This is a genomic window from Prevotella heparinolytica (assembly GCF_004342845.1).
Lineage (GTDB): Bacteria > Bacteroidota > Bacteroidia > Bacteroidales > Bacteroidaceae > Bacteroides > Bacteroides heparinolyticus.
Genome location: NZ_SLXB01000039.1, coordinates 1 through 14,579 on the forward strand (window position 1 = coordinate 1; position 14,579 = coordinate 14,579).

14 protein-coding genes are annotated in these 14,579 nt (G+C 41.2%); all 14 read left to right on the forward strand.

Translation table 11 applies throughout. The features are described 5' to 3' along the window. The first annotated feature begins 174 nt into the window (after positions 1–174). The 14 genes from EV202_RS14170 to EV202_RS14235 all read left to right on the forward strand — a co-directional run bounded on the left by EV202_RS14170 (position 175) and on the right by EV202_RS14235 (position 14,382). The gene (locus EV202_RS14170; RefSeq protein WP_131927518.1) at positions 175–594 is read left to right on the forward strand and encodes a DUF3244 domain-containing protein; all 420 of its coding nucleotides are present in this window, start codon (positions 175–177) and stop codon (positions 592–594) included. 19 nt (positions 595–613) lie between these two features. After that, positions 614–964, forward strand: coding sequence for a hypothetical protein (locus EV202_RS15320; RefSeq protein WP_234878310.1), 351 nt, complete (start codon positions 614–616; stop codon positions 962–964). Positions 965–1,420: 456 nt separating this feature from the next. Then, complete coding sequence (locus tag EV202_RS14180) at positions 1,421–2,809, forward strand: radical SAM/SPASM domain-containing protein (RefSeq protein WP_165899444.1); 1,389 nt, start codon at positions 1,421–1,423, stop codon at positions 2,807–2,809. Continuing rightward, positions 2,799–4,109 carry a M1 family aminopeptidase gene (locus EV202_RS14185; RefSeq protein WP_131927520.1) on the forward strand — a complete coding sequence of 437 codons (1,311 nt, stop codon included), beginning with the start codon at positions 2,799–2,801 and terminating at the stop codon, positions 4,107–4,109. The genes EV202_RS14180 and EV202_RS14185 overlap by 11 nt, the downstream gene beginning before the upstream one ends. A gap of 19 nt (positions 4,110–4,128) precedes the next feature. Then, positions 4,129–4,281: a cysteine peptidase family C39 domain-containing protein gene (locus EV202_RS14190; RefSeq protein ID WP_131927521.1), complete on the forward strand. Its 153-nt coding sequence runs from the start codon at positions 4,129–4,131 to the stop codon at positions 4,279–4,281. Between the two features lie 209 nt (positions 4,282–4,490). Beyond that, the gene (locus tag EV202_RS14195) at positions 4,491–4,910 is read left to right on the forward strand and encodes a DUF3244 domain-containing protein (RefSeq protein WP_131927518.1); all 420 of its coding nucleotides are present in this window, start codon (positions 4,491–4,493) and stop codon (positions 4,908–4,910) included. A gap of 28 nt (positions 4,911–4,938) precedes the next feature. Then, a complete protein-coding gene (locus EV202_RS14200; protein ID WP_131927522.1) occupies positions 4,939–6,480 on the forward strand; it encodes a vitamin K epoxide reductase family protein in 1,542 nt (513 codons plus the stop codon). 94 nt (positions 6,481–6,574) lie between these two features. Beyond that, a complete protein-coding gene (locus EV202_RS14205) occupies positions 6,575–6,784 on the forward strand; it encodes a hypothetical protein (protein WP_131927523.1) in 210 nt (69 codons plus the stop codon). Between the two features lie 85 nt (positions 6,785–6,869). Next, the gene (locus EV202_RS14210) at positions 6,870–8,054 is read left to right on the forward strand and encodes a TlpA family protein disulfide reductase (protein WP_131927524.1); all 1,185 of its coding nucleotides are present in this window, start codon (positions 6,870–6,872) and stop codon (positions 8,052–8,054) included. Positions 8,055–8,286: 232 nt separating this feature from the next. Then, positions 8,287–8,520, forward strand: coding sequence for a hypothetical protein (locus EV202_RS14215; protein ID WP_131927525.1), 234 nt, complete (start codon positions 8,287–8,289; stop codon positions 8,518–8,520). 143 nt (positions 8,521–8,663) lie between these two features. Further along, the gene (locus tag EV202_RS14220; RefSeq protein WP_165899445.1) at positions 8,664–9,929 is read left to right on the forward strand and encodes a TlpA family protein disulfide reductase; all 1,266 of its coding nucleotides are present in this window, start codon (positions 8,664–8,666) and stop codon (positions 9,927–9,929) included. Beyond that, complete coding sequence (locus EV202_RS14225) at positions 9,926–12,112, forward strand: peptidase domain-containing ABC transporter (protein WP_131927527.1); 2,187 nt, start codon at positions 9,926–9,928, stop codon at positions 12,110–12,112. The genes EV202_RS14220 and EV202_RS14225 overlap by 4 nt, the downstream gene beginning before the upstream one ends. Positions 12,113–12,162: 50 nt before the next feature. Further along, positions 12,163–13,464, forward strand: a complete 1,302-nt coding sequence (locus tag EV202_RS14230; RefSeq protein ID WP_131927528.1) for an HlyD family secretion protein — start codon at positions 12,163–12,165, stop codon at positions 13,462–13,464. Between the two features lie 357 nt (positions 13,465–13,821). Continuing rightward, positions 13,822–14,382, forward strand: a complete 561-nt coding sequence (locus EV202_RS14235; protein WP_131927529.1) for a hypothetical protein — start codon at positions 13,822–13,824, stop codon at positions 14,380–14,382. Positions 14,383–14,579: the final 197 nt, after the last annotated feature.

Consider the following 14,579-nt stretch of genomic DNA (forward strand, 5'->3'; position numbering starts at 1 on the left):
CTGTTGAAGATAGGTCGCTAAATCATTACCTACTGCATTTCATAACTCATAAGGCTGTTCATAGCCAATTACTTAGACCTAAATGATAGATTTTCCATAAAAATGCAACACTTTCCGAAAACCTACTTACCATGAGATTGTGTTATCTTTGTTGCAAACCAAAACAAAAATAACATGAGACACACTATTTTTCTAATGACATTGCTATTAATCGGATTCAAAGCAGCAATCCAAGCAAGAGGTTTTAACTCTTATACGGAAATACCCCTTACCATTTATTACGGCAACTCGGATAAAGACCCGACGGAAGACGACCCCGATATTGGTCCGGATAACCAACCTATTACGCGCGGGATTATCTTTCAACCGGCTTATGCACACTTATATAATAAGGTGGTAAACATTTATTTCGTCAATACATATCATACGGCGGTCATAACCATATCCAACCAATCAACCGGCGAAATAGTCTATTCAGAAACACACGATAGCCCCACCAAACTTTCCATAGACTTGAGCAGTAAGTCCTATGGAAACTATCTGATAAGGATAGAGACCGAAAGTGTATCCCTACAAGGCTCATTCTCTTTATAACACCAAACGCTTATCAGTAATGAGGGCTGTTAACGACACCGGTATTGTTCTTTATCGCTATCTGCGGGCGTTGTCCGTAAAGGTAAGTCGGGGCACTGTGCATCGTTTGCTCGATACCCCTGCAGGCAATAGCCTGCGGGGTATCAGCGATGCATTGGATGCGCTCCGCATAAAGAACGAGGTGTATCAACTTCCACCTTCAGAAGACTATTTTGCACGAGTGGATGCCCCATTCATCACCATGCTGCAAGTGAGTGGAGTTCCGTTCTGCGTAGTAACAAAAAAGGATGGTTCAGCCTACATTACTATAACGATATTAAGCGTAGATAAAAAAAGACGCTTAATAGAGGTAATGATTTTATATCACTAAGATAAAAAACAGGTTTCGCGAACCTATAAAAAGGAAAAGAGGTTGAGGGACGTCAAAAATCTCAATTCCGCCAATATGTTTAACTTAAATTATTTCGTATTATGAAGATTAAAGCGAAAAGGATTCTCACTCCAGAGAATGCAGACAAAATTAAAGGAGGCGGCCATACTCTAATTTTTTGTGCAACCGTAGAGTTGAGACAATGTCTAGTAGCAGAAGGCAAATACTGCGGTCCTAATACAGCGTCAGCTACAGCGCATGAAATTAAAGGGCCTCGCAATCCTTGGGGATAAAAGGATAGTTTATAAGAGCTAATCCAATTCTTACATAATATAGATTCATCCCTACTTATGATAGAGATGTCTATATATTATTCGTTGTAAAATATAGAGTGGAATGGTATCTACTATGATTACATTCCACTCTATTATAAAAAACAAATCCATATTTACTGTTATGAAAAAGTATTCAATGCCATCTAAAGACCTAAATGTTTTTTTTTCGGAGACAAAAAAATATTTCTGCCACATACCTAGTGGTTTAATATTTCATGTTGATAATGATGATGTGGAGCTATACCTAGACGTTTGCCTGAAAAACAAGCAACCTACTCCAGAAGAGTTAAAGACATGTAATGAAATATATGATATCTTGAATGCAACCATAGCAGAATATAGCGAACAATTAGTGGAGGAAAGTAAGGAAGAGGTTTTCAAACCTTCATGCATTGTTCTTAACGTATCGGGAAAGTGTAATTTACTGTGTCCCTATTGTTTTGCCAGAAATAATCATAAGAAATTTGCATTCAAAAGCATGAATGTAGAAACCTCATTACAAGCTATAGACTACATGATGACTATTAATCCAAATAGTAGTGAATACACTATTGCTTTTTTTGGCGGAGAACCCTTCTTGGAAATCGAAACAATAGAAAAAATAGTAGAAGAAACCCACAAAAGATATCCTGAAAAAGTTCTCCACTTCACAGCAACAACTAATGGTACAATTTTAGATAATAAAATTCTATCGTTACTGAAAAAGTACGACTTCTCATTAATGATTAGTATTGATGGGCCACGAGATATTACAAATAAGTTACGACCTCATTCTAATCCTCACAAAGATACATTCTCAGTAATTATGGAGAATATCACTACTCTGAAAGAGAATCTCATAAATATAGATCTTCGAGCAACGGTTGTTGCAGGAAATTCTAATTTATTATCAATTGCCAAATTCTTTGAAAATCAAAAGATTCCATACCATTTAGCTTTCTGCTTTAATACTCAGAACAAGCAAAATGACTATGCAGCTTGGTATGAGGAAAATCTCTCTAGACTATCTTACGAATTTGAAGAGTTATTTGATTTCTATTATGAATTAATGCAAAATCAACAATTTATTTGGGGATTTTATTTTTTAGAAACTATACGTGATATCGCTTTGCGAAAAAAAAATTATTTTTCTTGTGGAGCAGGTATTAATCTTTTTGCAGTAACCGACAATGGGAATGTTTTTAGTTGCATGAATTACACTCCTATACCTGACACTAAAATTGGAGATATATATACAGGAATAGACTCACATTTAAACTCACTATATAAGGCCAAATTTATCCAAAGTACAACAGAATGTAATAATTGTAAGGTGCGTTTCTTTTGTTCCGGCGGTTGTATGGCAGAACGATATGCCGTGAATAAAACAACTAAATCACCTGTAAAACTCCATTGCATATTAGAGCAATTACTTTTTGACAAGTATTTATCTGCCTATCAATATATCAAAAACAACTTACCTGATGCCATGAATTGCATCATAGAGCATAGACAAAGATATGAAAACTAATATTCTTCTGTTTTTCTTTTATCTATGGATGAGCCTATTTCCTGCAATTTGTTGGGGGCAAAAGATAAATAATTACAGTTTATCGTTCGACAAAAGATATTCGGAAGCAGCCAATATGCGTGTAATCTGCTCCTTTATCATTGATTTTCAAGATGCAGACAGCATTTGTATGAATCTTGGTGGACCTTTCGAACTATCCGTAGACGATTTGATTGTGTATGGAAACACATCACTAAAATATGATTATCGTAAAGAAAACAAGCAGATAATTTACTATCGTCCTTCCGTTCAAAAGGTAGCAATAAGTATGGAATACAACTACACTAATCTAACCTCATTTTTTGTCTACGGTAAAGGGGATGCCGAACTATGGGAGACAAGTTATGAGGAGTATTATTATCCGTACATTCCCGATATCAATATGAGTTTGTCTGTCAAAGTATCATTACCTGATTCTTTGTCGTTGATAAGTTCGTATGCCATGCACAAAGACAGCCTAAACAATTATTCATGTAGAATAAACAATGTGTTAGCACAATCTTTATCTTTGGCCTTTATCCGAAAGGAAGTATATATGAAAACGACGGCCGCAATTCCGGAGTCTGTACAAATATATCAAATTCGTAACATGCAATGTAAAGAAGAGCGCTACAATGAACTATTGACACTAATTTCAGAAAGCATAAGATATTTCAGCAGAATATATAAAGATAACTATCTGTCCGAGTCGCATAGTATCACATCGTATCCCATTTTTTTGTTTCACAATGGAGAGGGATTCAGCAATAGATATAACATCGGGTTTATATCTGCCTCACAAGAAAAGTTTTCAACATATCCAAACATTTACCCTTTAGTGCATGAAATAGGACATCGCTGGTTGGGCGAATGGACTTTACTAATAAACGACGGACAAGCCGGAGCCTACTTTATCAAAGAATCTTTAAATGAATTTATGACCCTTATGTTCATACGAGATTATTTCGGCGAGAAAACATACAAAGATTTAATAGACCAGTACAAGGAAGAATATCAAAAGATAAAGAATTCAAAGGATGACGTTCCTTTAATAGATATTACAGAAAATAACAATAATACTGTCGTATATCGTAAAGGACCGTTAGTCTTAGATTATATAGCCAAGGAAATAGGTTATGATAGACTTATTGCAAGCATCACTCTGTTTTATCAACAATATAATAGAAAAATACATCTTTGTTATGAAGACTTTATCGATACATTAGCGAGGCAATATCCCGAGGCTGGAAAAGACTTGGACACTATGGTAAGAAATAAATAAGATTAGATTAAGATTGAACATGAAACCATTCCCCCACTACTCCCGGCACGATGTCATGGATTGCGGCCCTACCTGCCTGCGCATGGCCGCAGCCTTTTATGGCAAGCGTTACTCGTTGGAGGGGCTGAGGGAAAAGTCGTTCAACAAGAACGTACCGGCATCTACAGATTAGAGCGTTCTGTCTTGCAGAAGAAGGGAAGGCCTTACCAAGCAGGAGAACTGCAAAAACTACTAAAAAACATGGTAAATGGGTATATAAAAGAGTAAATGCAACACGGAACACGCAAAATACTACACTTTTCTTCAAAAATGCAACACTTTCCGGAAACCTACTTACCATGAGATTGTGTTATCTTTGTTGCAAACCAAAACAAAAATAACATGAGACACACTATTTTTCTAATGACATTGCTATTAATCGGATTCAAAGCAGCAATCCAAGCAAGAGGTTTTAACTCTTATACGGAAATACCCCTTACCATTTATTACGGCAACTCGGATAAAGACCCGACGGAAGACGACCCCGATATTGGTCCGGATAACCAACCTATTACGCGCGGGATTATCTTTCAACCGGCTTATGCACACTTATATAATAAGGTGGTAAACATTTATTTCGTCAATACATATCATACGGCGGTCATAACCATATCCAACCAATCAACCGGCGAAATAGTCTATTCAGAAACACACGATAGCCCCACCAAACTTTCCATAGACTTGAGCAGTAAGTCCTATGGAAACTATCTGATAAGGATAGAGACCGAAAGTGTATCCCTACAAGGTTCATTCTCTTTATAACAACTCTAACAACAAACACTTATCAGTAATGATGACTGTTAACGACACCGGTATTGTTCTTTATCGCTATCTGCGGGCGTTGTCCGTAAAGGTGAGCCGGGGCACTGTGCATCGTTTGCTCGATACCCCTGCAGGTAATAGCCTGCGGGGTATCAGCGATGCATTGGATGCGCTCCGCATAAAGAACGAGGTGTATCAACTTCCACCTTCAGAAGACTATTTTGCACAAGTGGATGCCCCATTCATCACCATGCTGCAAGTGAGTAAAGCTCCATTCTGCGCAGTGACGAAAAAGGACGATTCCATCGTGGAATTCTACAATTCGGAAGGCAAAAAGTACCGTATAGGAGCGGACGTGTTCTTGAAGAAATGGACAGGTACTGTATTGTTGAGCGAAGTTACGGAGAAGCCCCCGTCCGACCCTCTTTACTTCTGGAAGAATATCGCCTACACCCCCTCTAAGCATAAGGCTTTCATTGCCGTGTTTCTGATGCTGTGCCTCGGCATACTCACCGTATTGCGGCAGGAACATCCTCACACATTGACGGCATACGCAGGTATCTCGGCGCTTGGCGTGCTTCTTTCCATGGCCATCCTCTATAAAGAGCTGTTCAACGAACACTTTCTGGAGAAGTTTTGCCACATTGGTAAAGCGGTGGATTGCAACAAGGTGCTTCATTCCAAAGGAGCAAGCTTTGCAGGCATGAGCTTGGGCGAACTCTCCCTGCTCTATTTTGCCACATTGTTCCTCTTCGGCCTGCTGTGCCCGAACGAGTTTTATGGTGTAGCCGCCCTTTGCAGCATCGCTGCTTTGTGTGTCACAGTTTATTCCGTTGGCTACCAGATTTTCATCATACGCAAAGCATGCATGCTCTGCATGTTGGTAAATGTCACGATATGGGCAAGTGCAGCCCTGCTTTATGGCAGCAGATACCTTTTTGCATTCCACATCTCTCCATACGCATTATACTCATGCGCTGCCATCGGATGCATCTGCCTGATGGCAGGAGTTTCGATAAAAAACCTGTGCAAAGACCGACAAGAGAAATACGCATTGCGTCAACGGATGGCATACCTGCTGACGCCCGAAGCCTTTCAACGCCTGTTGCCTCTCGAAGCGCAAATAGAAAGCCCCATAGCGGAAACGGCGGCTTTACTGAACCAAAGCGGAGACGGCGAACGAGTAATGATTGTCACCAATCCGAACTGTGGAAACTGCGCAAAAGTACACCGGCAAATCAAAGAGTTATCATCTGCCATCCCCTTATCAATGGTACTGCAGACTTTTCCAAACGACAAATCGGGGGAATATGTGGCGCAAACCGTCATAGCGGCATATCGTGCAGAAGGCTGGCACAAAGCCATGTCCCTGCTGGATGAATGGTATAACAACAGAACGATAAGCGAAGCGGGGAAATATCCCATCGACCCCGAAGCCGAACAAATGTGGCGAGAACAGCAGGAATATTGCCGGGCACAAGGGATAAGCAAAACTCCTGTGGGCATAGCAGGCAGGCATTACATCCCGGAGGTTTATTCGCTGCCCGAATTGAGATATGTATTGACATAAAGATATTGGTTTCGCGAGCCAAAGGCTGTTCTTGGACTTCAGCCTTAAATAAAGCCCGAAATTAACTTTTTATCAAAATTAAAACTTATTAATCATGAAGAACTTAAATCATTTTGAAGCATTCAAACTGAACAAAAAACAGATGAATGCAATTGCAGGAGGTACGCTTTATCACTGTGTTGTCTTTTACGCAGATGAATATGGTGGAACTTATGTACGTACTATTGAAAGTGATGCTACGTTAGAAGAAGTCGAAGATGCTGTTTCAGAGCAAGCGCCGGATGCAATTGTCACTTGTATGTAAATGTAGTAAGTAACTAAGGTTATTGGTAGCCTCGTTGATTGCGGTTAAGATTAATGAGGCTGCCTCTCATTCAAGAAAGGACATCATGAAAAATTTGTTATTTATATTATTCATTGCTATAAATTTGATTCCCAAAGGAATAGGCCACTTCCCCTCCAAATCAAAAATTATTTTGAATTTGGACGATTACATTTGCAGCGAAGATCAATGGGTATATCTGAGAGGATACAAAAACTGGATTTCCGGAAATGAAGCAACTTTTTTCGACTCTGCCTTTATAAGAAAAGGGCAGCATCTGGTAGAGTTAGAAGTTTCTATACCATTTGCCTCATCTATGATTCTATCTTTTTCAAAAAGAGGTCCATATACTTTCCATATAGGAGTAGAGCCGGATACTCATGTCATATTTGATATCAATGAGACAGACGGATACAAATCCTCCTTTGACACAAAAGCCAGACAAGGAAATTTGCATAATTTTCTATACTCCATTAAACAGGAAAAAAACTTGTATTTAAATCGTCTAAAAGAAGCAGTCAAAGTAAAAAACAACAAACAAACCGAGGTGTTGAAATCCGAGTGGTTTTCCAGATTATCCCATCTTCTCAACTCTGCCAAAAATTCATGTATCGCATATAAATTAGGTATATATCTTAAGTATGATTTTCCTGAAAGAAAAGGGGAGGTTAGCAATATTTTGAATATTGTTGCCAACAAATTCCCACATGATATTGCTTTGCAAGAATTAGCGCGTAAAAGGAAGGCATTGCCAATAAGCGAGATGTCCAAGATTGCTGCTCAGAAAGCCAATAATATCATTCGAGAAAGAACACATTTCCCTCTTTTGAAAACCTCTTTAGGGGAGAAAATATATTTGGCTTTTTGGAACACGGAAGGAGATAAAATAGCACTCGTGCCGAAGAGTGAGTATGTGCTTATAGATTTCTGGGCAAGTTGGTGTAAACCTTGTCGGGAGCACATGAAAGTGTTTAAGGCAAATATAGAGAGATATAGAACATTAGAAGTATATGCAATTTCCATTGATAGCAACCATAAAGAATGGGGAAAGGCTATAAAGGAAGATTCTACACAGATTTTTAAACATTTAATCGGGACATATCACACAGGAGAGCCTTCTGAATTGTTGCGGCAACTGAACATCAAAGCTATTCCGGCAAACTTCTTGATTGATAAAGAGCAACGTATCATAGCCAAAAACCTGCGTGGGGAACAGCTCATACAAACATTGGACAGCCTCATGAATCAATAGAGAGTCAAAAAACAGAAATTGCTCATCACGGCAAACTATACCGAGAAAGATGCAAGGGATAAACAAAGCTCCTGTAAGCATAGCAAGCAGATACTACACATAGAGGTTTATCCGCTACCCGGATTGAGACATGTATTGATATAAAGATATTGGTTTCACGAGCCAAGCAAGAGATTTAAGGGACGCCGAGAATCTCAAATTAACTTCTTTATTAATTAAAAACATTTGTATTATGAAAAATTTATCAAGTTTTGAAGCATTCAAACTGAACAAAAGACAGATGAATGCAATTACCGGAGGGACAGAAAGAGATGCTGTCCTATGTCGACTTGACGATGAAGATGAGCTAGTAGATATACTGACTGCTCCCGAAGGGATGACCAGTGAACAAGCACAACGTTCTCTTGAGAAGGCCTATGGTGAGATTTATAGTGTTGAATGCTATGACGTACATTATGTCGCTTAAAAAGCATATTAACCAGTTTTAAGCTAAGTCCTTAAATCACCCGCAAATGAATTGATATTCAATAAAGTATTATGGATTAGTAACAAAATCACATGGCTGATCATTTGCGGATGTTGTTCGTTTTATTTACAAAAAACATTAAAATGACAACTGTATATCATATATTCTTTACAATAATATCCTTTTTATGTCTCCTTTCATTCCGGAGTACATATCCTCCCAATATATCCATTACTGTAAAAACAGATAGTATACTAAGCTCCGTTCGACAAAAAATATATCTTTACTATCTTGATGGAAATGATTTTTTCTTAGAAGATTCTGCTGAGATTTCTCCTCAAAATACAAAAGTTACTCTCTATGGTTATATACCTTATCAGAAAACTGTAAGATTATTTTTCTCTCAGAAAGGACCTAATGATGTTATTCTAATCCCATCACCCGGTGAAAAAATAAACATAACTATTACCGAAAAAGACGGAGGAGCACGAGTATATAAAAAAGTAACAGGCTCATCCGCCACGAACGATTATGTCGATTTTTGGAATGATTGGGAGAAGTTATTGGCTTCTATTGTAAGATTGAATAGCCTAGAATATGTTTATTCAAACTCTGTTGAATATCAACGTGCCATTAGAGACAGCATTAACATCATTCAAGAAAAAAAGAGAGAACTTGTGATACATACATTAAAACATTCAGTCCATCCTGAATTGGTTTGGGGCGAACTCATTTCTTTATCCAATATAGGATTCAGAGAGGATTCTATAAAGAAGCTAAGACAGGAGGCACACACACGCTTTCCAGACTATCCACCTATTGGGACATTAGTAATAGACACAGTCTTTCCGAGAGCCAATATTAAGTCCAAAAGAAATATACAAATAATCTCTTCCCTTAAAAGAAAAAAGAAATTACTTAAAAGCAAAGAGCAACACAACCTTTTCCAAAAGCCGGAAAACCAATGGACAGTATGTCCTATATCCAGCAGGACTGCACTTGCCAATTTCTGTCTATCCAATAATCGGGAAGAATCAGTCTTACTATCACAGTTCATCGGGAAATACACCCTCATCGATTTTTGGGCTAGTTGGTGTCTGCCCTGTGTAAAAGAATTATATTTGGCCAAACACATCTATGAGAGATATACTGACAAGATCAACGTTTGCCTCATTTCATTAGGTACTAATAAAGTTAACTGGAAAAATGGAATTAAACGTCATAAACTGGAGGATTTATACAATTTATCAGCCGTAAACGAACAAAATCAACTTGACAGAGACATAGAACGTTTAGGAATAAAAAGCATTCCAGCTAACTATCTTCTTGACCCATACGGGAATATTGTAGCATATGATATATTCGGAATCAAACTTACGAATCTTTTAGACAGTTTATTTCTACAATGAAACCATTCCCCCACTACTCCCAGCACGACGTCATGGATTGCGGCCCTACCTGCCTGCGCATGGTCGCAGCCTTTTATGGCAAGCGTTACTCGTTGGAGGGGCTGAGGGAGAGGTCGTTCATCACCCGCGAGGGAGTATCCATGCTGGGCATCAGCGAAGCGGCAGAGAAGATAGGGTTTCGGAGTATCTGCGTACAGGTGAGCTACGAAATGCTGGCGGAAGCTCCTTTGCCCTGCATCGTACATTGGAATCAGCAGCATTTTGTCGTGGTCTACCGGACGGACAAAAAGCATGTATGGGTGGCCGACCCCGGAGCGGGGAAACTGAAATATACGCGAAAGGAGTTCTGCCGATGCTGGCTAAGCAGCCAAAAAGACGGAGAAGGCACGGGAGTGGCATTGCTGCTGGAGCCTACGCCGGAGTTTTATGCCGGAGAAGACGAAAAGGAAATGACAGAGCGCAAGGGCTTAGGCTTTCTGTATGCTTACCTGCGTCCCTACAAGCAATTGGTGGGGCAATTGTTGCTGGGACTGCTGCTGGGCAGCATGATACAGCTGATGCTGCCTTTCCTCACACAAAGCATCGTGGACTTCGGCATCAACAACCAAAACCTCGGTTTCATTTATCTGGTACTCATTGCCCAACTGATGCTGACCGTCAGCAGCAGCGCCGTCGATTTCATCCGCGGATGGATATTGCTGCATCTGGGAACACGCATCAACATCGCCCTTATATCCGACTTCCTCGTCAAACTGATGAAACTGCCCATGGGGTATTTCGACACCAAAATGACGGGAGACATCCTGCAACGCATCAACGACCACACACGCATACAGAACTTCCTGACCGGGAGCAGCCTCAGCGTGGTGTTCTCCGCCTTCAACATCGTGATATTCGGCATAGTATTGCTGATGTACAGCGTCACTATATTCCTCTTCTTCATGGGAGGGAGCGCACTCTACGTGGCCTACGTGCACATCTTCATGAAGAAACGGGCTGAACTGGACCACAAGCGCTTCGCACAGCAAAGCGCCAACCAGAGCAGCGTGGTGCAATTGGTGAACGGCATGCAAGAGATAAAGCTGAGTGCCTGCGAACAGCAGAAACGGTGGGAATGGGAACGCATACAGGCGCAACTGTTCAGGGTAAATATCAGAAGCCTTGCATTGAGGCAGTATCAGGATTCGGGAGCCGTACTGATAAACCAGACGAAGAACATCGTGATTACAGGGCTGGTGGCTTCGCTCGTGGTGCAAGGAGAGATGACACTGGGCATGATGCTGTCCGTGCAGTATATCATCGGCCAGTTGAACAGTCCGATAAACGAACTGATCACCTTTGTCAGAGACATGCAGGACGCACGCCTCAGCATGAGCCGCCTGAGCGAAGTGCGCGAGAAACCCGATGAAGAAGACGCTACAAAGGAACTCATACGCGAAATACCCGTAGGGAAAGACTTGCGAATAGAGAACCTGAACTTCAAATACGATCCATTGAGCGAGCTGCCTACATTAGAGAATATCTGCATGGAGATAAAAGCCGGCAGACAGACCGCTATCGTGGGCATGAGCGGAAGCGGAAAGACTACGCTTGTGAAGCTGTTGCTGGGGTTCTATCCGCCCGCAAGCGGACAAATATTGCTGGGAGACATTCCGCTGGAGAACTTCAGCATACGGGAGTGGCGCAAGCAATGCGGCGTTGTGATGCAGGACGGCTTTATCTTTTCGGACAGCATAGCGGGAAATATTGCGCCCGGAGTGGAGCACATAGACAGACAACGCCTGCGCCATGCGGCAGAAGTGGCCAACATACACCGGTTTATCGAAGAGCTTCCGTTGGGATACAATACCAAGATAGGACAGGAAGGGCATGGATTGAGCCAAGGACAGAAGCAACGTATACTCATTGCCCGTGCCGTATATAAGAATCCCGGATTCATTTTCTTCGATGAGGCCACCAATGCGCTGGACGCCAACAATGAACGCATCATCATGGAGAATCTGCAAAAATTCCTTGAAGGCAGGACGTCGGTTGTCGTGGCACACCGGCTGAGCACGGTGCGCAATGCCGACCGGATAGTGGTATTGGAACAGGGACGGATAGCCGAAACCGGCACGCACGAGGAACTGACGGCACGAGAAGGGATATATTACAGGTTGGTGAAGAATCAGTTGGAATTGTAGGAAAGAGAGAGAGTAATGGGTAGTGGTTAGTGGTTAGTATACGGCAGAATATGAAAGAGAAAGAGAAAGAGAAAGAAATAGAACTGAGGTGCGAGGAGGTACAGGAAATATTGACACGCCCGCCTCATGCGCTGATACGATGGGGCATCACCGTGTTCTTCGTCGTACTGGCACTCTTCTTTATCGGTGGTTGTTTCTTTAAGTACCCCGACGTGATAAAGGCAGGAATCACCATCACCACCGAGCATCCGCCGATATGGATGGTGGCCCGGGGAAGCGGAAAAATAAAGGAAGTGTATCGTAAAGACCGGGATTCGGTATGGAGTAGTGATGTCATCGCCGTATTGGAAAACCCTGCCGTAACGGAAGATGTGATGCTATTGAAAGAAAGGTTAGCCACTTTCGACCCGACAGACAACAGCACCCATAACCAGCCCTTTCCGGAAGGGTTGTCTTTGGGAAGTATACAAAATGCCTACGCCTCTTTCCTCAAATGTCTGACAGATTATCACAACCATCTTTCTTTGAATCTGTACGAACAGAAAACGGAAGCCACCCGACGGGAATTACAGGAATACCGAAATTACATCAGCCATTTGAAGAAGCAAGCCGGATTGGACAAAGAGCAAGTGGGCATAGCCGAAACCGCACATCGCAGAGAGAAGAAACTGTTCGATGAAGGCCTGACTGCGCAATCGGAGTACGAAAAAGCCAAGCAATCTTTCCTAAGCGTACTGCAAAGCCGGGAACAATTAATGACCTCACTCTCTTCTGCTCGCATACAAGAAGCTCAACTGCAACAGAAGATAATAGAAACCCGAATGGAGGAAAACCGTGAAACCAACAGGCTGGGCACCGCTCTGAGAACGGCCTATAACGAACTGCAAGTAAGCATCGAGAACTGGGAGCTGGCGTACCTCTTCATCAGTCCGGCAAACGGCATACTTTCTTACAATCATATTTGGCAGAAAAACCAGAACGTAAGCAACGGAGATAAGGTATTCTCCATAGTGACCAAAGAGCCGGGAGCCATCATCGGGAAAATCAAGTTGCCCGCCGGCGGTTCGGGAAAGGTGATGCCCGGACAACGGGTAAACATCACCCTGACCGGATATCCATACATGGAATTCGGCTTTCTGACGGGTAAAGTAGAGTCTGTTTCGTTACTGCCCGATGACGAGAGCGCCTACACCGTTACCATAAGTTTGCCGCAAGACCTATGCACTTCCTACGGAAAAAAGCCCGAATTCAGAGGAGAACTGGGGGGCACGGCGGAGGTGATGACAGACGAACGGAGCGTGACCGAGAGATTGCTCGGCCCGTTTCGTTATCTGTGGGAAAAATATCAATAAGAAAGACACAAATTCCTTGCAAAAATCATCTGTCATACAATAAAAATCTGTAAATTTGAGTCCTATGAACACAGCGATAAACGTTTAGAATTAGAACTATTCAACATTTTAATAAGACAAGACCATGATAATTAAGATCTCAAAGCTACTTATCATATTCATCGCATGTATTCCTTTTTATACCTTTGTGGATTTTATATTTTCCATAATTATGGCAGAGAAGTTTACATTTACGATGAAAGATGCCCTCATGAATTCCACACCCTTTGCTGTTTCATGGACTACCCTAATGAGTTATCAGTGGGTTAAAAAAGACAAAGAGTTTCTACCGTTTAAAACCTTAAAAAAGAAATTATAATGACACATTTAATTCAGAAAAAGAACTTTTTAGCATTGATTGCAGGAATACTGATGTTGACATCTTGCAATAAGAATGAAACACCTGTACCGGAACCCTGTTCTGAAAAAGAACTTGTTTTTAAGTTCAGTTCTTCAAACCTCAAAGAGTTTCAAAAGATTACAGGCGAAAACATTACAAACCTTGCAAAAGAAGAAACAAAAAACTATTTCGGCAACCGAATAGCTTTTGCGACCCCCGATGAAGTAGAAATCAGCAACGACTCTATCTTTATAAAAAAGCCTCATGGGATAGAAGAAAAATTTGCCGCCAAATGGCAAAAGGACGAACTTTTTATAGCCCGCGAACCGAGCGGCAATTGGGAACAGTGCGGTAAACTAAGTGAGAAAAAACGCTTCTTGCTCAACATCGGGCTTTTTACCAAACTAAGCCGAAACGAACGGCGCACACTATATGTGTCGGGGCAGGATTACTCATTGACCAGCCACGACAAAATACAAAAAACGCCAAGCGACATCATTGTTTGGCTAAAGTTAGAAGTTACATTGGAAAAGAAATAAATTCAAAAGAAAGATATAAGCAATGAAAAAAACTGTTTTTAACTTTTTATTCCTCCTTTTAGGTGCATCCCTGTATGCCCAACAAGGATTTGACAAATTCACGGCAAAAAATCCCGATAAAACATTTATCGGAGCCATTATGCAGGCCGAAAGCATAAACGAGGACACTCATCGGTTTATTGACGTTGCACTTGCCC